At 62.3% G+C, this 13,609-nt stretch carries 15 protein-coding genes; 7 read left to right on the top strand and 8 right to left on the bottom strand.

What is annotated here, in order from left to right; all coding sequences use genetic code 11:
• The first annotated feature begins 96 nt into the window (after positions 1-96).
• The 4 genes from AB4Z53_RS28455 (at position 97) to AB4Z53_RS28440 (ending at position 2,955) form a co-directional block, all read left to right on the top strand.
• The gene (locus AB4Z53_RS28455) at positions 97-576 is read left to right on the top strand and encodes a carboxymuconolactone decarboxylase family protein (RefSeq protein ID WP_441598877.1); all 480 of its coding nucleotides are present in this window, start codon (positions 97-99) and stop codon (positions 574-576) included.
• A gap of 59 nt (positions 577-635) precedes the next feature.
• Positions 636-1,388: an SDR family oxidoreductase gene (locus AB4Z53_RS28450; protein ID WP_113539092.1), complete on the top strand. Its 753-nt coding sequence runs from the start codon at positions 636-638 to the stop codon at positions 1,386-1,388.
• 51 nt (positions 1,389-1,439) lie between these two features.
• Positions 1,440-1,847: a cupin domain-containing protein gene (locus tag AB4Z53_RS28445; protein ID WP_441598876.1), complete on the top strand. Its 408-nt coding sequence runs from the start codon at positions 1,440-1,442 to the stop codon at positions 1,845-1,847.
• A gap of 70 nt (positions 1,848-1,917) precedes the next feature.
• A complete protein-coding gene (locus AB4Z53_RS28440) occupies positions 1,918-2,955 on the top strand; it encodes a mechanosensitive ion channel family protein (RefSeq protein ID WP_441598875.1) in 1,038 nt (345 codons plus the stop codon).
• Here AB4Z53_RS28440 and AB4Z53_RS28435 read toward each other — a convergent pair.
• Positions 2,905-3,393 (bottom strand): RrF2 family transcriptional regulator, encoded by a 489-nt coding sequence (locus tag AB4Z53_RS28435; RefSeq protein ID WP_223728067.1) that lies wholly within the window; start codon positions 3,391-3,393, stop codon positions 2,905-2,907. The two genes, AB4Z53_RS28440 and AB4Z53_RS28435, sit on opposite strands and share 51 nt — an antisense overlap.
• 120 nt (positions 3,394-3,513) lie before the next feature.
• Here AB4Z53_RS28435 and AB4Z53_RS28430 point away from each other — a divergent pair, with 120 nt between their 5' ends.
• Positions 3,514-4,428, top strand: coding sequence for a M23 family metallopeptidase (locus AB4Z53_RS28430; RefSeq protein ID WP_441598874.1), 915 nt, complete (start codon positions 3,514-3,516; stop codon positions 4,426-4,428).
• A 30-nt stretch (positions 4,429-4,458) separates the two neighbouring features.
• On the opposite strand, the gene AB4Z53_RS28425 is transcribed toward AB4Z53_RS28430, so the two are convergent.
• Positions 4,459-5,730 carry a GGDEF domain-containing protein gene (locus AB4Z53_RS28425; protein WP_441598873.1) on the bottom strand — a complete coding sequence of 424 codons (1,272 nt, stop codon included), beginning with the start codon at positions 5,728-5,730 and terminating at the stop codon, positions 4,459-4,461.
• Positions 5,731-5,916: 186 nt separating this feature from the next.
• On the opposite strand from AB4Z53_RS28425, the gene AB4Z53_RS28420 reads away from it, so the two are divergent.
• Positions 5,917-6,483: a methylated-DNA--[protein]-cysteine S-methyltransferase gene (locus tag AB4Z53_RS28420; protein WP_441598872.1), complete on the top strand. Its 567-nt coding sequence runs from the start codon at positions 5,917-5,919 to the stop codon at positions 6,481-6,483.
• A 306-nt stretch (positions 6,484-6,789) separates the two neighbouring features.
• Entirely contained in the window at positions 6,790-7,563 is a 774-nt protein-coding gene (locus tag AB4Z53_RS28415; protein ID WP_291154832.1) for a response regulator transcription factor, read from the top strand.
• Here the strand turns inward: AB4Z53_RS28415 and AB4Z53_RS28410 are convergent.
• The 6 genes from AB4Z53_RS28410 to AB4Z53_RS28385 all read right to left on the bottom strand — a co-directional run.
• Positions 7,532-7,801 (bottom strand): transposase, encoded by a 270-nt coding sequence (locus AB4Z53_RS28410; protein WP_275025267.1) that lies wholly within the window; start codon positions 7,799-7,801, stop codon positions 7,532-7,534. The two genes, AB4Z53_RS28415 and AB4Z53_RS28410, sit on opposite strands and share 32 nt — an antisense overlap.
• 96 nt (positions 7,802-7,897) lie before the next feature.
• Positions 7,898-9,325, bottom strand: coding sequence for an HlyD family type I secretion periplasmic adaptor subunit (locus tag AB4Z53_RS28405; protein WP_441598871.1), 1,428 nt, complete (start codon positions 9,323-9,325; stop codon positions 7,898-7,900).
• Between the two features lie 19 nt (positions 9,326-9,344).
• A complete protein-coding gene (locus AB4Z53_RS28400) occupies positions 9,345-11,060 on the bottom strand; it encodes a type I secretion system permease/ATPase (protein WP_113539082.1) in 1,716 nt (571 codons plus the stop codon).
• Positions 11,061-11,242: 182 nt separating this feature from the next.
• Positions 11,243-11,839: a PE-PGRS family protein gene (locus AB4Z53_RS28395; RefSeq protein WP_441598870.1), complete on the bottom strand. Its 597-nt coding sequence runs from the start codon at positions 11,837-11,839 to the stop codon at positions 11,243-11,245.
• A gap of 293 nt (positions 11,840-12,132) precedes the next feature.
• Positions 12,133-13,197: a hypothetical protein gene (locus AB4Z53_RS28390; protein WP_441598869.1), complete on the bottom strand. Its 1,065-nt coding sequence runs from the start codon at positions 13,195-13,197 to the stop codon at positions 12,133-12,135.
• Between the two features lie 178 nt (positions 13,198-13,375).
• Positions 13,376-13,609: helix-turn-helix domain-containing protein (locus AB4Z53_RS28385; protein WP_441598868.1), on the bottom strand; the 234-nt coding region annotated here is incomplete at its 5' end.

Genomic DNA, 13,609 nt, shown 5'->3' with positions numbered 1-13,609 from the left:
GCGCCGAGTGTATGCCCGTTGCGCTTTACTGTCCAGATATTAAGGATATCTTGTATCCATAAGGATGCAAAATATCCTTAATAACGGAGCGACCCCATGACACAGCGCCTGAACTACGCACAGCACTCACCCGAATTCTTCAAGAAAATCTCTGACCTGAGCCTCAGCCTGAGGGACAGCGTCATCGAACAGAAAATCCGCGACCTCGTGAACATCCGCGCCTCGCAGATCAACGGCTGCGCCTTCTGCGTCGACATGCACGTGAAAGAGGCGAAGATCCACGGGGAGAGCGAACTGCGCCTCTATCACGTCGCGATCTGGCGTGAATCGAACCTCTTCATCCCGCGCGAACGTGCAGCGCTTGCCTGGACCGAGGCGCTCACGAAACTGCCCGAAGGCGGCATTCCGGACGAGCTTTACGAGCGTGTCCGTGGCCAGCTTTCGGAGAAGGAAATCTCGGATCTCACCTTCTCCATCATGGTCATCAATGCCTGGAACCGCGTCAGCATCGCCTTCAAGTCCGTGCCCGGTTCGGCCGACAAGCTCTACGGCCTCGACAAGGCCGGACTGAACTGACCGCTATCCCAGAATGATTGAGCGCTGCGGCGCAACGGCCGCAGCGAATGGAGGATCCCATGAAAGTCGTCATCATCGGCGGAACGGGCCTGATCGGCTCCAAGACAGTCGAACGCCTTCGCAAGCAGGGTCACGAGGTGATCGCCGCCTCTCCGAACACCGGCGTCAACACGATGACCGGCGAGGGCCTTGCCGAGGCGCTTACCGGTTGCGAGATCGTGATCGACCTCGCCAACTCGCCCTCTTTCGAGGACAAGGCGGTGCTCGAGTTCTTCGAAACCTCCGGCCGCAATCTGCTTGCCGCGGAAAGGTCTGCCGGCATCAAACATCACATCGCGCTTTCGGTCGTTGGCACCGAGCGGCTGCAGGAGAGCGGCTACTTCCGTGGCAAGCTCGCCCAGGAAAGACTGATCAAGGCGTCCGGCATCCCCTACACGATCGTGCACTCGACCCAGTTCATGGAGTTCCTGGGTGGTATCGCGCAATCGGGAGCGGTCGGTGACACGGTGCGCCTGTCGCCGGCCTATGTGCAGCCGATCGCCTCCGACGACGTTGCCGACGCGATGGCCGCCGTCGCACTGGCTGCTCCCGTCAACGGTACGATCGAGATTGCCGGCCCCGAGCGCTCGCGCCTCAGCGACCTCGTTGCCCGCTATCTCAAGGCCAGCGGCGACAACCGCAAGGTCGAGCCTGATCGTGAGGCGCGCTATTTCGGCGCCCTGCTGGAAGACGGCTCGCTCGTCTCCGACAACAATCCGCGTCTTGGCCGGATCACCTTCGAAGAGTGGTTCGCGACGGCGCCCCGCAAGTGACAGCACTGTGCGCCGCTCGGCGCCTTACCCAGCCTTGAAAGGATATTCGACATGATCAAGTCTCTCATCGCCGCGCTCGCGGTCAGCGCAACACTGTTCGGCAGTGCTGTTGCAGGTGACGCCGCCAAAGTCACACTGGTCTACGAGCACGAGTTGCCGAACGCTCCCGGCAAGAGCATCAAGGGCGTTCTGGTGGAGTACGGGCCTGGCGGGTCTTCAGAGGCACACACCCATCCGAGCACGGCCTTCATCTATGCGACGGTGCTGGAAGGCTCGATCCGCAGCCAGGTTAATGACGGCCCGGTCAAGGTCTACAAGGCTGGCGAGAGCTTTTCCGAGATGCCCAGCGATCGGCACGGCGTCAGTGCCAATGGCAGCGAAACGGAGCCCGCCAAGCTGCTTGCGGTCTTCGTCGTCGATACCGCCCAGAAAGAACTCACCTACCCGATGACGAAGTGATGCATCGGAAGGGTCGGGTGCCGATCGCGCAGCCGGCCCTTCCTTGGGGGTGCAACCGTTGGAGCCTGCCATGTTTGCCGAACACCTGCCGTTGCTGCTGATCAACCTTCTTGGGGTCACCGGCATAGCCGTCTGGCACTTGCAGGGGCGTGATCGCCCGACGGCAAGGCTGATCGTTCAGATCCTGTTCTTCACGGTGATGACCGCGGTCCTCATCCTGGCCGGGATCATGCCGCACAGGAGCGACGATCAGCACCTCCAAGGTGCAGCGGCCATGCTGGCGACGTCGGCGCGCGTGCTGTGGTGGACGCATCTCGCCTGGTCCCTCATCGGTTTCGCGCGCATCTACATCGTTCTTGAAAAGCGGCCGCAGGAGGCACGGCTGCTGCAGGATCTGATCGTCGCCGTCGTCTATCTCGGCGTGTCGCTGTCGGTCCTGGGCTTCGTCTTCAAGGCGCCGATCGGCACGCTGGTCGCAACCTCTGGCGTGGTCGCCATCATCTTCGGCCTCGCGCTTCAAAATACGCTCGGCGACGTGTTCTCCGGCATCGCCCTGACACTGGGGCGGCCTTTTGCCATCGGTGACTGGATAGCGCTTGGCGACGGGACGGAGGGCCGTGTGATCGAGAACAACTGGCGCTCGACCTTCCTGCTTACCGGTGCGCACAATGTCGTTGTCCTGCCGAATAGCGCGCTCGCCAAGGTCGGGCTCACCAATCTCAGCCGTCCTGATGAAACGCATCAGATTCCATTGCCGATCCGCGTAGAGGCAAGCCACTCGCCGAAGCGCGTCGAAGAGGTGATGCGCGCGGCGCTGCAGGATTGCGCCCGCATCGTCCGCGATCCGCCACCGATTGTCGCCCTCAAGGCGATCGACGCCGTGGCGATCGAGGTTGAACTGCAGTTTCGCGTTAGAAGCCCGGCCGAACGGACACCCGCACGCAACGAGGTGATCGCGCGTGTCTACGACCGATGCCGGCAAGACGGTCTTTCGCTTGCATTGCCAGCGCAAGCATACTTCTACGCTTCCCCTGCGGAGGTGGCGGTCAGGCCTCTCTTATCCAGCGCGCCCCAGTACCCACTCGAAACTGCGCTTCCAGAGGTCTGATGGAATTTCCTTCGAGAGAATGTCGATCAGGTCGGACAAGCGCACGCTCCGCAGCTTGTCGCGCCAGGCCTCGTCCGCCTCCCACATGATGCGCGCCACTGCGCACGGCGTGCTTTCGCAATAGCCCGGTGCCCGACAGGGATTGTTGGCCCTGATGTTGGTGCAAACGAAGGTTCGCGATTTGCCCTCGACCGCCTCGACGATATCGAGAAAGGAAAGCTCGGCCGGCGCCTTGGCCAGTCGATACCCGCCCGATGGGCCGAGGGTCGTGTGGACGAGCCCGGCTTGCGAAAGGCTCTGCAGTGCCTTCGAAAGATACTCCTTGGGAAGCCCGTGGAACTCCGCCAGCGCCTTGGTTGAGAGGTAGCGGCCTTCAGGCAGGCCGGCAAGAATGGCACAACAATGCAATGCCCATTCGACTTGGCTTTTGAGAATCATGTGTTCGTCCGGCAGATGCCAATGCGTATCTATTAAGGATAAAAAATATCCCTATTCCACTACCGTGTAAACAGTGCCGAACCCACATGAGGAAACGCATTGCGCGCAAAGGGAGGTTTCATGATCGCGATTGTCGGTTTTATGTCGGTCCTTTGTATCGCGCTGCCGCTTGCCTTCAGTTGGCGCCTCTGGCGCCTTGACGAGCCCACGCGCCTTGGCTGGTTTCTGGTGTTTGCCGAAAGCGTCGTGCTGATCTCGCTGGTCATGCTCCTTGGTCGCTGGGACATTGCCGGGCTGTGGACCGGCCTCGCGCTTGCGGTTCTTGCCATCATCGCGGCTCTAGCCTCAGCGGTGCGGCACGCGGGCCGACCCTGGCTCTCCGGGGATCGCGGGGCGCTGTGGCGCAGTCTTGTCCCGACCATCGCCTCGCTGGGCGTTTTCGGTGCGGCGCTCGCCTATGTCATCGGGGGGATGTCCGTGCGCGATGATCCCCGCGACCTTTCGTTTCCGTTGACGGGTGGGCGCTTCGTCGTCGCCCAGGGTGGCGCCATAGGGATCCTCAACCATCACAGCGACCACCCGGTGCAAAGGCATGCCCTCGACATTACGGCCGTCGATGCCGCTGGCCTTCGTGCCCTGGGGCTGCTGCCCAAAGATCCCCGGGATTACGCGATCTTCGGGAAAACCGTGATCAGTCCTTGTGAGGGAGAAGTGATCGCTGCGGTCGATGGACTGGCGGATCTGTCGCCACCTACGACCGACGGGAACAATCCAGCCGGCAATCACGTGATCCTTGCCTGCGACGGCATGCAGGTGGAACTTGCGCATCTGCGCCAGGGAAGCATTGTTGTTTCGGCCGGAGCGGCTGTATCTGCCGGCACCCCGATCGGTGAGGTCGGCAACTCCGGCAACAGCACCGAGCCGCATCTGCACATCCATGCCGTCGACGGCCGATCCGGGCGCGCCGTTCAAGTCTCCTTCGACGGGCGCGTCGCCGTTCGCAATTCGCAATTCGACCGGATGCTCGATTTCTGAGAAATCTGCGGTGACAGCGCCGATCGGCAGTCAGGATACGTTCGGCGGTCTTGGTGCCGTGCCACCCCTTGAGGTTTTCAGCGAAAACAGCGCCTTCGCTGCAGTGCCGCCGTTGGCAAGTCCGCCGGAGAAACGAGGGACGCCGTCCGCATCCATTGACCAAACGGCGTTTCGGCCAGCGGTCTTCGCCGCATACAGAGCCGCGTCGGCGGAAGAGATGAGCGCGTGTGGATCCTCGTGCCCTTCTGCGAAGGCGACGCCGATGCTCACGGTTGCTGACAGGACGCCTTTGGCCGTGCCGAGCCGGCGCGCTTCGAGCGAGGTGCGAATGCCGTCGGCGATGGCGAGCGCGCCCAACCGGTCCGCGTGGGGCAGGCAGGCGGCGAATTCCTCGCCGCCGAAGCGTGCGATGAAAGCGTCAGCGGGCACGGCCCTGGAAACGATCTCGGCAAATTCGACCAGCACCTGGTCACCGGCTGCGTGCCCAAAGCGATCATTGATCGCCTTGAAGTGGTCGATGTCGAGATAGAGCAGTGCTCCTTTTGCCGAGCCCGCGGCGAGATGGGTATCAAGCTGCGTGAGGAAGGCGCGCCGGTTCGGCACGCCCGTCAGCGCGTCGGTTTCGGAGGCAAGCTTGTAGCGCTGCTGCGTTCGCTCCTTCACCAGCGCGAAGAAGGCGAAGCCGCCAGCGAGACTGTGAAAGAACAGCTCGAAGGTCAGAAGTTGATACCAAAGCGGCTGCGCCGTTCCCGCGGCCGTATTGCCTGCGAGAGGCCACAGTACGATCAGCGGAATACGGGCGAGATAAAGGGCGCCGTGCGTGGCGAAAACGAAGGCGACGATATAGGAGCTCGGCAACCGGCGGAAATACTCCGATCGGAAGACCTCGAGTGCGATCAACGCAGAATAGGCGAAGATCAGGATCGAGTAGAGGATGATCCTGCTCGTGACACTCTCGCGGACGTCCTCGGAGAAGTAGGTCACGGCGATCCAGAGAAACGGTCCGAGAAGAGCGGAGGCGACCTTCAGCGGCTGATTGTCAAAGGCGCGCAGGCCGAGCCAGATCATGGCAAGGGCCAGCACTGCGAGCGCATTGCCGAGCGAAATGGTGATGAAGCTGTAGCCGTCGCCGCGCAGCGTCAAAAGCACGAAACCGATTGCGCCGATGGCGAAGGCCGAAGACCATAGAAGCAGTTCGAAGCTCTTGCGCTCCTGCCGCCAGGCAAGGCCGAAGAAAACGGCGAAGATCACCAGTGTCACGAACGAACTGAGCATGATCGTCGGGGTATGCAGGATGTCCACCGTCGTCTCCTGATGTTCGCGCGGAACCTTGCCTTACAACCGTAAAGCTTTCGCAAATGGTGGCTCTCGCGACGATGCGCGCCGCTGACCAAGCGCTGGTCTCGACGGCGTCGGGGCAGGAAACGGGTTGAATTTGAATCGCGCAGGCACGATTTTGATGACAGAGACATGAGGGAGGCCAGGCAGATGGGCCAGGCAGCACATCGCTATTTCATCTTCGAAACCGCGGCCGGCTTTTGCGGCATTGCCTGGAACGATGTCGGTATCACGCGTTTCCAACTACCGACCCGTACGGCCGAGGCAACCGAACGGCTCCTGCTGAAGCGGCTGCCCTCTGCCGAGTCAGCCCAGCCGACACCCGAAATTCGGGAAGCGGTGGAAGCGGTCCAACGTTACTTTGATGGCAAGGAAGTCGACTTCACCGGCTTTGCTGTCGATCTGGATGGGCAGGACGAGCTTTTCCGGCGCATCTACGCCGCGACGCGCGCGCTGCGCTGGGGGCAGACGACCACCTACGGGGCGCTCGCAAAAGAGCTGGGAGCCGGACCGGAGGCGGCGCGTGATGTCGGGCAGGCCATGGCCAAGAATCCGGTTTCCCTGATCATTCCCTGTCACCGAGTGCTGGCCGCCGGCGGCAAGATCGGCGGTTTCTCTGCGCCCGGCGGTTCCACCACCAAAACCCGCATGCTGGAGCTGGAAGGGGTACATCTGGGGCAGCCACCCGAACCGACGCAGCAGTCCTTCGGTTTCTGAGGACATTGCCGACTGCGACCCGATGCTTTCCGCTGCTGCTGAAGCAATTATTGCGCCCTTTGCGTGCGCTTCGGTGTTGGCTTTGGCTTATGGTTGCGCTTTGCCGCTCTCTTCCCGAGAGGTTCTCAGGTTCTCTGCTCAAGATATGTTACAAGTTCCGCGGGAGTTATCGCAACTTCGTAGTATTTTCAATTGGTTAGAGAAGCAGCCCGATCGGATTAATTCTGATTTTCTCATGACAGACTATCAGAACGGAAATATTTTAGGCGTCGCTAACTTGTTGCAAACGAATCCTGGGGGTGACGCATGTCCATCAGTTCAGGAACGCCGTGCCGCAAGGACCGTACGCCGACCGGAATCGTCATAGAACATCAGACGTTGGTACGCAGCGTCATTGTCGCCGTTCTCGAATACGAACTCTCCGGTTGGAATTTTATCGATATGGTCTCGACCGACAGCCTTGACCAGGCGCTTGGTTACGACGTGCGTTTGATTGTGCTGGACCTGAGTGCGCGAAACGACGGCGGGTGTTATTTGCATGGCGAGCTTGCGGAAATCCGCAAGCGTTTTCCGGAAGTGCCGGTTGCGGTGCTCTCGGACACCGACGACAAGGCGACCGCGGCCGATGTCCTCAAACTGGGGGTTCGCGGCTTCTTCACCACGTCCTTGCGGATCGAATTGGCGCTTGCCGGTTTGCGGTTGGTTCTTGCAGGCGGCATCTTCTGTCCAGACCCGCTTGCCGCGCTTACCGATTGTGCCGCCGTTGCTCGCCAGAGTGACAGGGCGCAGATCAGCGCCTATCGAGGCGAGTTGGTGCTCGCCGACTTCACGCCGCGCGAGGCGGATGTCCTTGCCGAGTTGCGCTGCGGGTCTTCGAACAAGGTGATCGCAGGCAAGCTCAATCTTTCCGACCATACGGTGAAAATGCATCTGCAGCACATCATGCGCAAATTGCAGGTGCAGAACCGCACCGAGGTCGTGGCCCTGCTTGCCGACCGGGGAACCGCCGGCAACGGTCATGGTGTCGCCACCAACGGCAGCAGCGTCGTCAACGTGATGTCTTTTCGAGCATCTCGCTAAGGGTTGCTGCCGTCAGCATGGCCTCGGCCAGCAGCCTCTTGAGCTTCTGATTTTCCACTTCGAGCGCCTTTACGCGCTCGGCGTCGAAGTTGGGCCCCCTGCTTTGCAGTGATTGCCACCGGTAGAATGTCGGCTGGCTGATGCCATGCCGGTGGCAGACATCGGCGACGGTTGCACCGTACTGATGCTCCTTCAGGATCTCCAGGACTTCGTCGTCATTGAACTTACGTTTGCCCATCGCGGCTGTCCTTCGGGGAACCGACTGGCACATCTGATCGCGGGGTCGAAAAATCGAGCCCATGTGGTACGCCGACGGCGTTCCGCGGGGCATGATTCAGTTCTCGCGAAATGCGGTGTTGAAACTGTCAATCAACGGACGCAGCGCATAAAGCGCCACGCTGCTCGTACCGGTCTCAATCATGGCCCGCACCGGCATGCCCGGGACCATTTCCACGCCCGGCAAGTGGCCGAGCCGTTCATCGGTAACGCGGATCGTTGCGGCGTAGTAGGTGTGGCCGGTCATCCGGTCGACCAGATTGTCGGCGGACACATAGGAAACCGTGCCTTTCAACAGCGGGACCCGCCTCTGGTTGTAAGGAATGAGATGAACCTGAGCCTCGAGCCCGGCGTGGACCTGGGCGATGTCTTCCGGCTTCACACGTGCTGCCACGACCAGTGCACCCGCGTCCGGCACGAGGTCGGCCAGCGGCTCTCCTGCGCCGATGACGCCGCCTGTCGTGTGGACACGCAGGTCCATGATCACCCCGTCGTCGGGCGCCCGGATCTCGGTTCTCGCCAGTTGATCGTCTATGGCGCTCAGCCGTTCGCGCAGCTGAGCCAACTGGTTCTCCGTGTCGCGCAACGTGAGCGCGACTTCATTAAGTCGGTCGCTGCGCAGCTTGACGATGTAGGACTGCGACTCGCTGATCACCTGATGGGCACGGGAAATACGTGCGGAGACTTCGCCGATCTGGCCGCCGATGTCGGCCTTCTCCCGTGCCAGGACGAGGGCCCGGCTTCGCCGTTCGAGGCCCTTCTCGGTCAACGCCGAGACGGTCTCGAGTTCCTGGCGCGATATGGCGCTTCTTTCGATCAGGGAGGCCTTCTGGGCGCTCAGCCCGGCGACTTCCTCAAGAACCTCCTTGATCTTCTGCTGCGTGATCACGACTTCGGACTGCATCACCTGGCGCCGTGCGTCGAATATGTTCTGCTGTCCGTCGAGGATGTCATGGATCACCCGGTAGTTGCCGGCCTGCTCCACGAGATCAGGCGGAAAGGCGACGTGGTCCGATCCCTCCTGCTCGGCCGTCAGTCGCGCCTGTCGCGCCTCAGCATCCCAGAGCTGGCCGCGAAGGTTATCCCGCTCGGATCGCGGCTTCGTATCGTCGAGCTTGATCAGCACCTGGCCTGCAGACACGGCATCGCCGTCGCGGACAAGGATCCGCCGGACGATCCCGCCTTCGAGATGCTGGATGGTCTTGCGGTTCGCTTCGGTCTCGACGACTCCGGACGCGATCGCCGCGCTGCTGAGCGGTGCGAGAACCGACCAGATGCCGAGGCCGAAAACGAAGAAGCCGATCAGCAGGTTTCCCGTCCAGGCGACATGCCGCAGCCGCGACATCGGCGAGGCTTCGGCAAGCGTCATAGGCAGGATGGCAGCGACGGCCGTCGCGGGCTGGGTCCCAGCGTTGCCCTTGGCGTCCAAGGCATAGCCCACGATTTCTGTTCCGGGTCGGGTCAGGTCGGATTTGATGAGCTCCATCGTTGTCGCGCCTCCCTTCTCACGTGCCGGCTCGGGCTGGTGGGTGCAGATAGGTATCGAAGACCCAGTCGCTGTCGCCGAAGGCTTCGATCGTGCCGTTACGCATGATCGCGATCTTGTTGGTCACGGGCAGAATGCCCATGCGATGCGTGATGATGATGACCATCATCCCCATGGCGCGCATGCGGGTGATGGCCGCAAACAACCGGCGTTCGCCGTCATAATCCAGGCTGGAATTGGGGTCGTCGAGCACGACGAGCGCGGGATTGCCGTAGACGGCGCGCGCCAGTCCCAGCTGTTGCCGTTGGGCGCGAAGCAGGGTTGCACCGCCGTCGCCGATATCCGTCTCATAGCCCTGCGGCAGTTGCATGATCGTATCGTGCAGTCCGACGAGCTTTGCCGCTTCGATGACCTTGCCGACGTCGGTTCCATCGAGCCGGCCGACGACGTCTTTCACCGCACCGCCGAAGAGTTCGATGTCCTGCGGCAGGTAGCCGATATGCCGCATGCAGCCACCGAGCCGGAGGGTGGAGATATCGACACCGCCGAGCAGGGCGCAGCCGATGGTCGTCGGCTGGACGCCCGCGATGATGCGGCCAAGCGTCGACTTTCCGGAGCCGGATGGGCCGATCAGTGCAAGGCAGTCGCCAGGTGACAGCCGCAAGGTGACGGAATTCAAGATCTGGCGGTTGCCCGAAGGAAGCGTGTAGCCGACGCGCTCAAGCACAAGGCCGCCCGCTTCGGGAATTGGTATCGTGCGGGCACTGTCCTGCGCGGCGATCGATATCAGCATCGTGTTGATGCGATTGTAGGCGGCATAGGTGAAGGCGACAGCGCGCCATGCGCCGATCGCGCCTTCGATCGGTGCAAGTCCGCGGCCGAGAAGCAGGCTGGAGACGAAGATGATGCCGGGGTTTCCACTATCCTCCACGACGAGCCATGCGGCCGACCCCATCATCAGGATCTGCGCCAGCATGCGTACGGACTTCGAGAGTCCGAGAATGGTCTCGGTGCGCTTCATCGCATCGTCTTGCGCCTGTCGTGCAGTTTCAGCGTCGCGGTAGACGAGTTGAGCGGCGCCGTTTTGCATGTTCATCGCGCGGATGACCTGGATGTACCGCAGCGCGGTCGCAAAACGCATATGGCTGCGGGAAAGCGCCAGGTTCGCTTTCATCAAGGGCTGGCGGGTCGAGAGCTCGGTTACGATGGCGAGCGCAAGCAAGGCGAGCGCGGTGAAGAGCCCGATGGTTCCGAGCAAGGGGTGGACGAGGAACAGAAGCAGCAGGAAGATCGGCGCCCAGGGAATGTCGAAAAGCAGCGAACTGGCTGGGGCGTCGAGGAACTGGCGCAGGATCGACAGGTCCCGGTAGCAGTCGTTGGCGAGACCCGTTTCGGCGCGGGCTCCGTATTCGAAACACGCCGTCAGCACGACGGGCCGCAAGCGGTGATCCAGCCAGCTGCCGATCCGCGACAGCGCGGCGCGCCGCACGATATCAAGGATCGAGCCGACCAAAACCGCCGCGGAAATGATGAGCGTCAGCATGACCAGCGTGTCGACGCTGCGGCTCGACATGACGCGATCGTAGATCTGCAGCAGGTAGATGGAGGGCGCCAGCAGGAACAGGTTGTAGGCGCAGCTATAAAGAAAGACCAGCAGGAACGCCCCCGTGCAGGCCTTGAGTGCCACGACCAGGTGGGTTGGAGAATGCTGCGCCCCTGTCGGATTCGTCGTCATTATCGGATCTCGATCGGATCGGCGTGATCGATGATGCGGTCGGCTTGGTTGCTTCAGGTTTCCTTTGCTTGGGCTCGATCCGTGGCCAAATGCAACTCAAAGGTCCCGTAGCGTTTCTTGCGCGCCGCGACACAGGTAAAAAGAGGACCGCCGGCCATGGCCGGCGATCCTTGTCGAGCGTTTCAGATACCGAGGTCGCTGATGGTTCCCAAGGTATTGTCGAAATTGTCGAGAACGTTCGAGACCGCGGTGGTGTTGGTCGCCGTGGTGGTTTCCGAGATCGGGTTCGAGTGAACGAGAGCCGCGGAAATGTCGCCGCCGAGCGCCGTTGCGCCGTCGCCGCCAGCCCCGCCCATGCCCGAAATGATCGTTGCGCCTTGATCGGCGAGTAACGTCGTCGTCTGCGTAGCAGTCGTGCTCGCGTCTACGCTTGCGGTGTTGCCGCCGCTCGTGCTGCTCTGATCGCCACTCGAAGTCGGATTGCCGCCGGCGCCGCCCGCGCCGCTGTTGGTAAGCGAGGCGAGGACAGAGATCGGTACCTGGACGAGGCCGCCGCCATCAGCGTTGCCGGTCCCCCAGTCTGCACCCTGACCGACGTTGTCGCCGTTATCCACGGTGGGGACTGAGCCGATAACTGTCTGCACCGGAGCCACGCTGGCGACCGGATTGTAGTTGATATCGCCGTTGTTGGTGCCGTCGCCGCCGTTGCCGGCGCTCGCGTCGCCCGCGATGGGATTGGTGAAGTCGATCGTGTCGGTGGTTATTTGTGAGATAGGCATAGCGTCGCTCCTCTACTTGTTGCCCCGTAGTCTTGGACGGTTCGATGCCACAGCACACCGCCGCAGCGGGGGGACAGCGCGAAAGCCATGGTGCGCGTGATCATCGGGGCGAACCAGCCGGACATTCGGAGACGTTCCTTTGGGTAGGGTGTGCCCGTGTTTCAGCTTGGCCGGCGTCAAGCGGACCCGGCGGGGCACGATTCAGGGAGTAAAGTTGTGAGGGATGGCAGCGGAACGCCACGAATACGCGTCGCCAGTGCGCGCCTGCTGCGCTTGAGTGGGAATGCTGCGGTTCAGCCGTGCAGGACGTCGTCGATCAGCGCGGCATTGGCCTCGGCGATGTTGCCTTCGCCGCCCGCGCCCCCGATGCCGCCGATCTGCAGCGTATGCTGGTCGACCAGCAGGTGGTTGAGCTGGTCCGCCTCGGCGGTGCCGCCGGCGGGTACTGCGATGTTGATCGGGTGGAAGTAGCCGATGTTGACGTCGACGGTGCTGCCGTTCGAATAGCCGTCTCCACCGCCGCCGGAGACGCCGCTTCCGGTGAAGATCGTGTCCGAGGACAGATTGAAGCCGCCACCCTTGCCGCCGATACCGGCGATCTGCACGCCGCCCTGGTCGAAGATGACGTTGTTCGTCTGTGTGGCGTGAGCATCGCCGCCGGCGGCGCCGACAGCAATGTTGATTGGCGAGAACACCGCGACGTTTACGTCGACCATGCTTCCGATGAACGTGCCGTCGCCGCCATGGCCCGCATAGGCGTCGCCGTTGAAAATGAACGTCGCGCCCTGCTGCTGGGCCGGGGCGGTATTGCCGGCAACGTTATGGTCGCCCCCGGACCCGCCAACGCCGCCGATCTGGGTGGCGCCCTGAAGGAAGGCCGCATTGTTTGCCTGCCCGGCCGTGGCGCTCGAACCTGGACCGGCTGCGACGGCCAGGTTCAAGGGCGCAAACACGGCGGTGTCAGTGCTGACGAGGCCGCCAAAGAAGGTGCCGTCGCCGCCGCCGCCGGCCACGCTGCCACCGCCATGGCCACCGGCCACGTTGCCGCTTCCGCCTTCACCACCAATGCCCCCCATCTCGGTGACGTGTTGGTTTATCAGCGCGTGGTTGCCCTGGAGTGCGTCGGCGTCCGTGTGCGAGCCGGCGATGGCCGCGTTCGACGGTGTGAACATCGCCAACGTGTTGCTGCCGATCGTGCCCAGGCTGGTGCCGTCGCCGCCGTTTCCAGCGGAGTTCTGCGCCGGCGCTATGTCGAGCGGGAGCCACGTCGGCACCAGCGCCAGGTGGCCACCGGCGATCGTGCTCTGGTTGGAGTTCGCGTTCGGTGCCTCTTCCGACAAAACACGAGTTTCCGTCATCGCCATGACTCCCATAAACTCAAGCCCCCGCAACACGATCATGCGACGTGTGCGAGCGCGCATCGCGAGCTATTTTGCAGGCGGTTGCGGCAAAAGGTGAGCCTGCAATTCGGCTACGTCCGTTCGGGGAGGGGGATGGCCGATCGGCTATCGTGCAGCCGGAGCGACAGTGCAGGGCTCACTTCGGCGATGTGGCGCGCATCTGCCGCGGCGACTGGCCGAAGGTCTTGGCAAATGTCCTGGAGAAATGCCCGGCGCTTTCAAAGCCGACTTCAAGCGCGATCTCGATGAGCGAAGCGTCCGTCTGGGTGATGAGGTGCTTGGCGCGCTCCAGTCGGAATTTCCGGTAGACGTGCGCAGGCGACATCTTCGCCTTCTCCATGAACAGTCGCTCGAGTTGCCGGCGCGACAG

Source organism: Ensifer sp. 2TAB8 (genome assembly GCF_052115125.1).
GTDB lineage: Bacteria > Pseudomonadota > Alphaproteobacteria > Rhizobiales > Rhizobiaceae > Ensifer.
Note: the sequence above shows the minus strand (reverse complement) of the source record. Positions and strands in the feature narration are given on the sequence as shown.

Bases quoted from the DNA above. Each gene is read 5' to 3' on its own strand.
- AB4Z53_RS28440 (WP_441598875.1), top strand. From the start codon at position 1,918: ATGTTTGCCGAACACCTGCCGTTGCTGCTGATCAACCTTCTTGGGGTC.
- AB4Z53_RS28390 (WP_441598869.1), bottom strand. From the start codon at position 13,197: ATGACGGAAACTCGTGTTTTGTCGGAAGAGGCACCGAACGCGAACTCC.
- AB4Z53_RS28410 (WP_275025267.1), bottom strand. From the start codon at position 7,801: ATGGGCAAACGTAAGTTCAATGACGACGAAGTCCTGGAGATCCTGAAG.
- AB4Z53_RS28395 (WP_441598870.1), bottom strand. From the start codon at position 11,839: ATGCCTATCTCACAAATAACCACCGACACGATCGACTTCACCAATCCC.
- AB4Z53_RS28415 (WP_291154832.1), top strand. From the start codon at position 6,790: ATGTCCATCAGTTCAGGAACGCCGTGCCGCAAGGACCGTACGCCGACC.
- AB4Z53_RS28455 (WP_441598877.1), top strand. From the start codon at position 97: ATGACACAGCGCCTGAACTACGCACAGCACTCACCCGAATTCTTCAAG.
- AB4Z53_RS28445 (WP_441598876.1), top strand. From the start codon at position 1,440: ATGATCAAGTCTCTCATCGCCGCGCTCGCGGTCAGCGCAACACTGTTC.
- AB4Z53_RS28405 (WP_441598871.1), bottom strand. From the start codon at position 9,325: ATGGAGCTCATCAAATCCGACCTGACCCGACCCGGAACAGAAATCGTG.
- AB4Z53_RS28430 (WP_441598874.1), top strand. From the start codon at position 3,514: ATGATCGCGATTGTCGGTTTTATGTCGGTCCTTTGTATCGCGCTGCCG.
- AB4Z53_RS28450 (WP_113539092.1), top strand. From the start codon at position 636: ATGAAAGTCGTCATCATCGGCGGAACGGGCCTGATCGGCTCCAAGACA.
- AB4Z53_RS28400 (WP_113539082.1), bottom strand. From the start codon at position 11,060: ATGACGACGAATCCGACAGGGGCGCAGCATTCTCCAACCCACCTGGTC.
- AB4Z53_RS28420 (WP_441598872.1), top strand. From the start codon at position 5,917: ATGGGCCAGGCAGCACATCGCTATTTCATCTTCGAAACCGCGGCCGGC.
- AB4Z53_RS28435 (WP_223728067.1), bottom strand. From the start codon at position 3,393: ATGATTCTCAAAAGCCAAGTCGAATGGGCATTGCATTGTTGTGCCATT.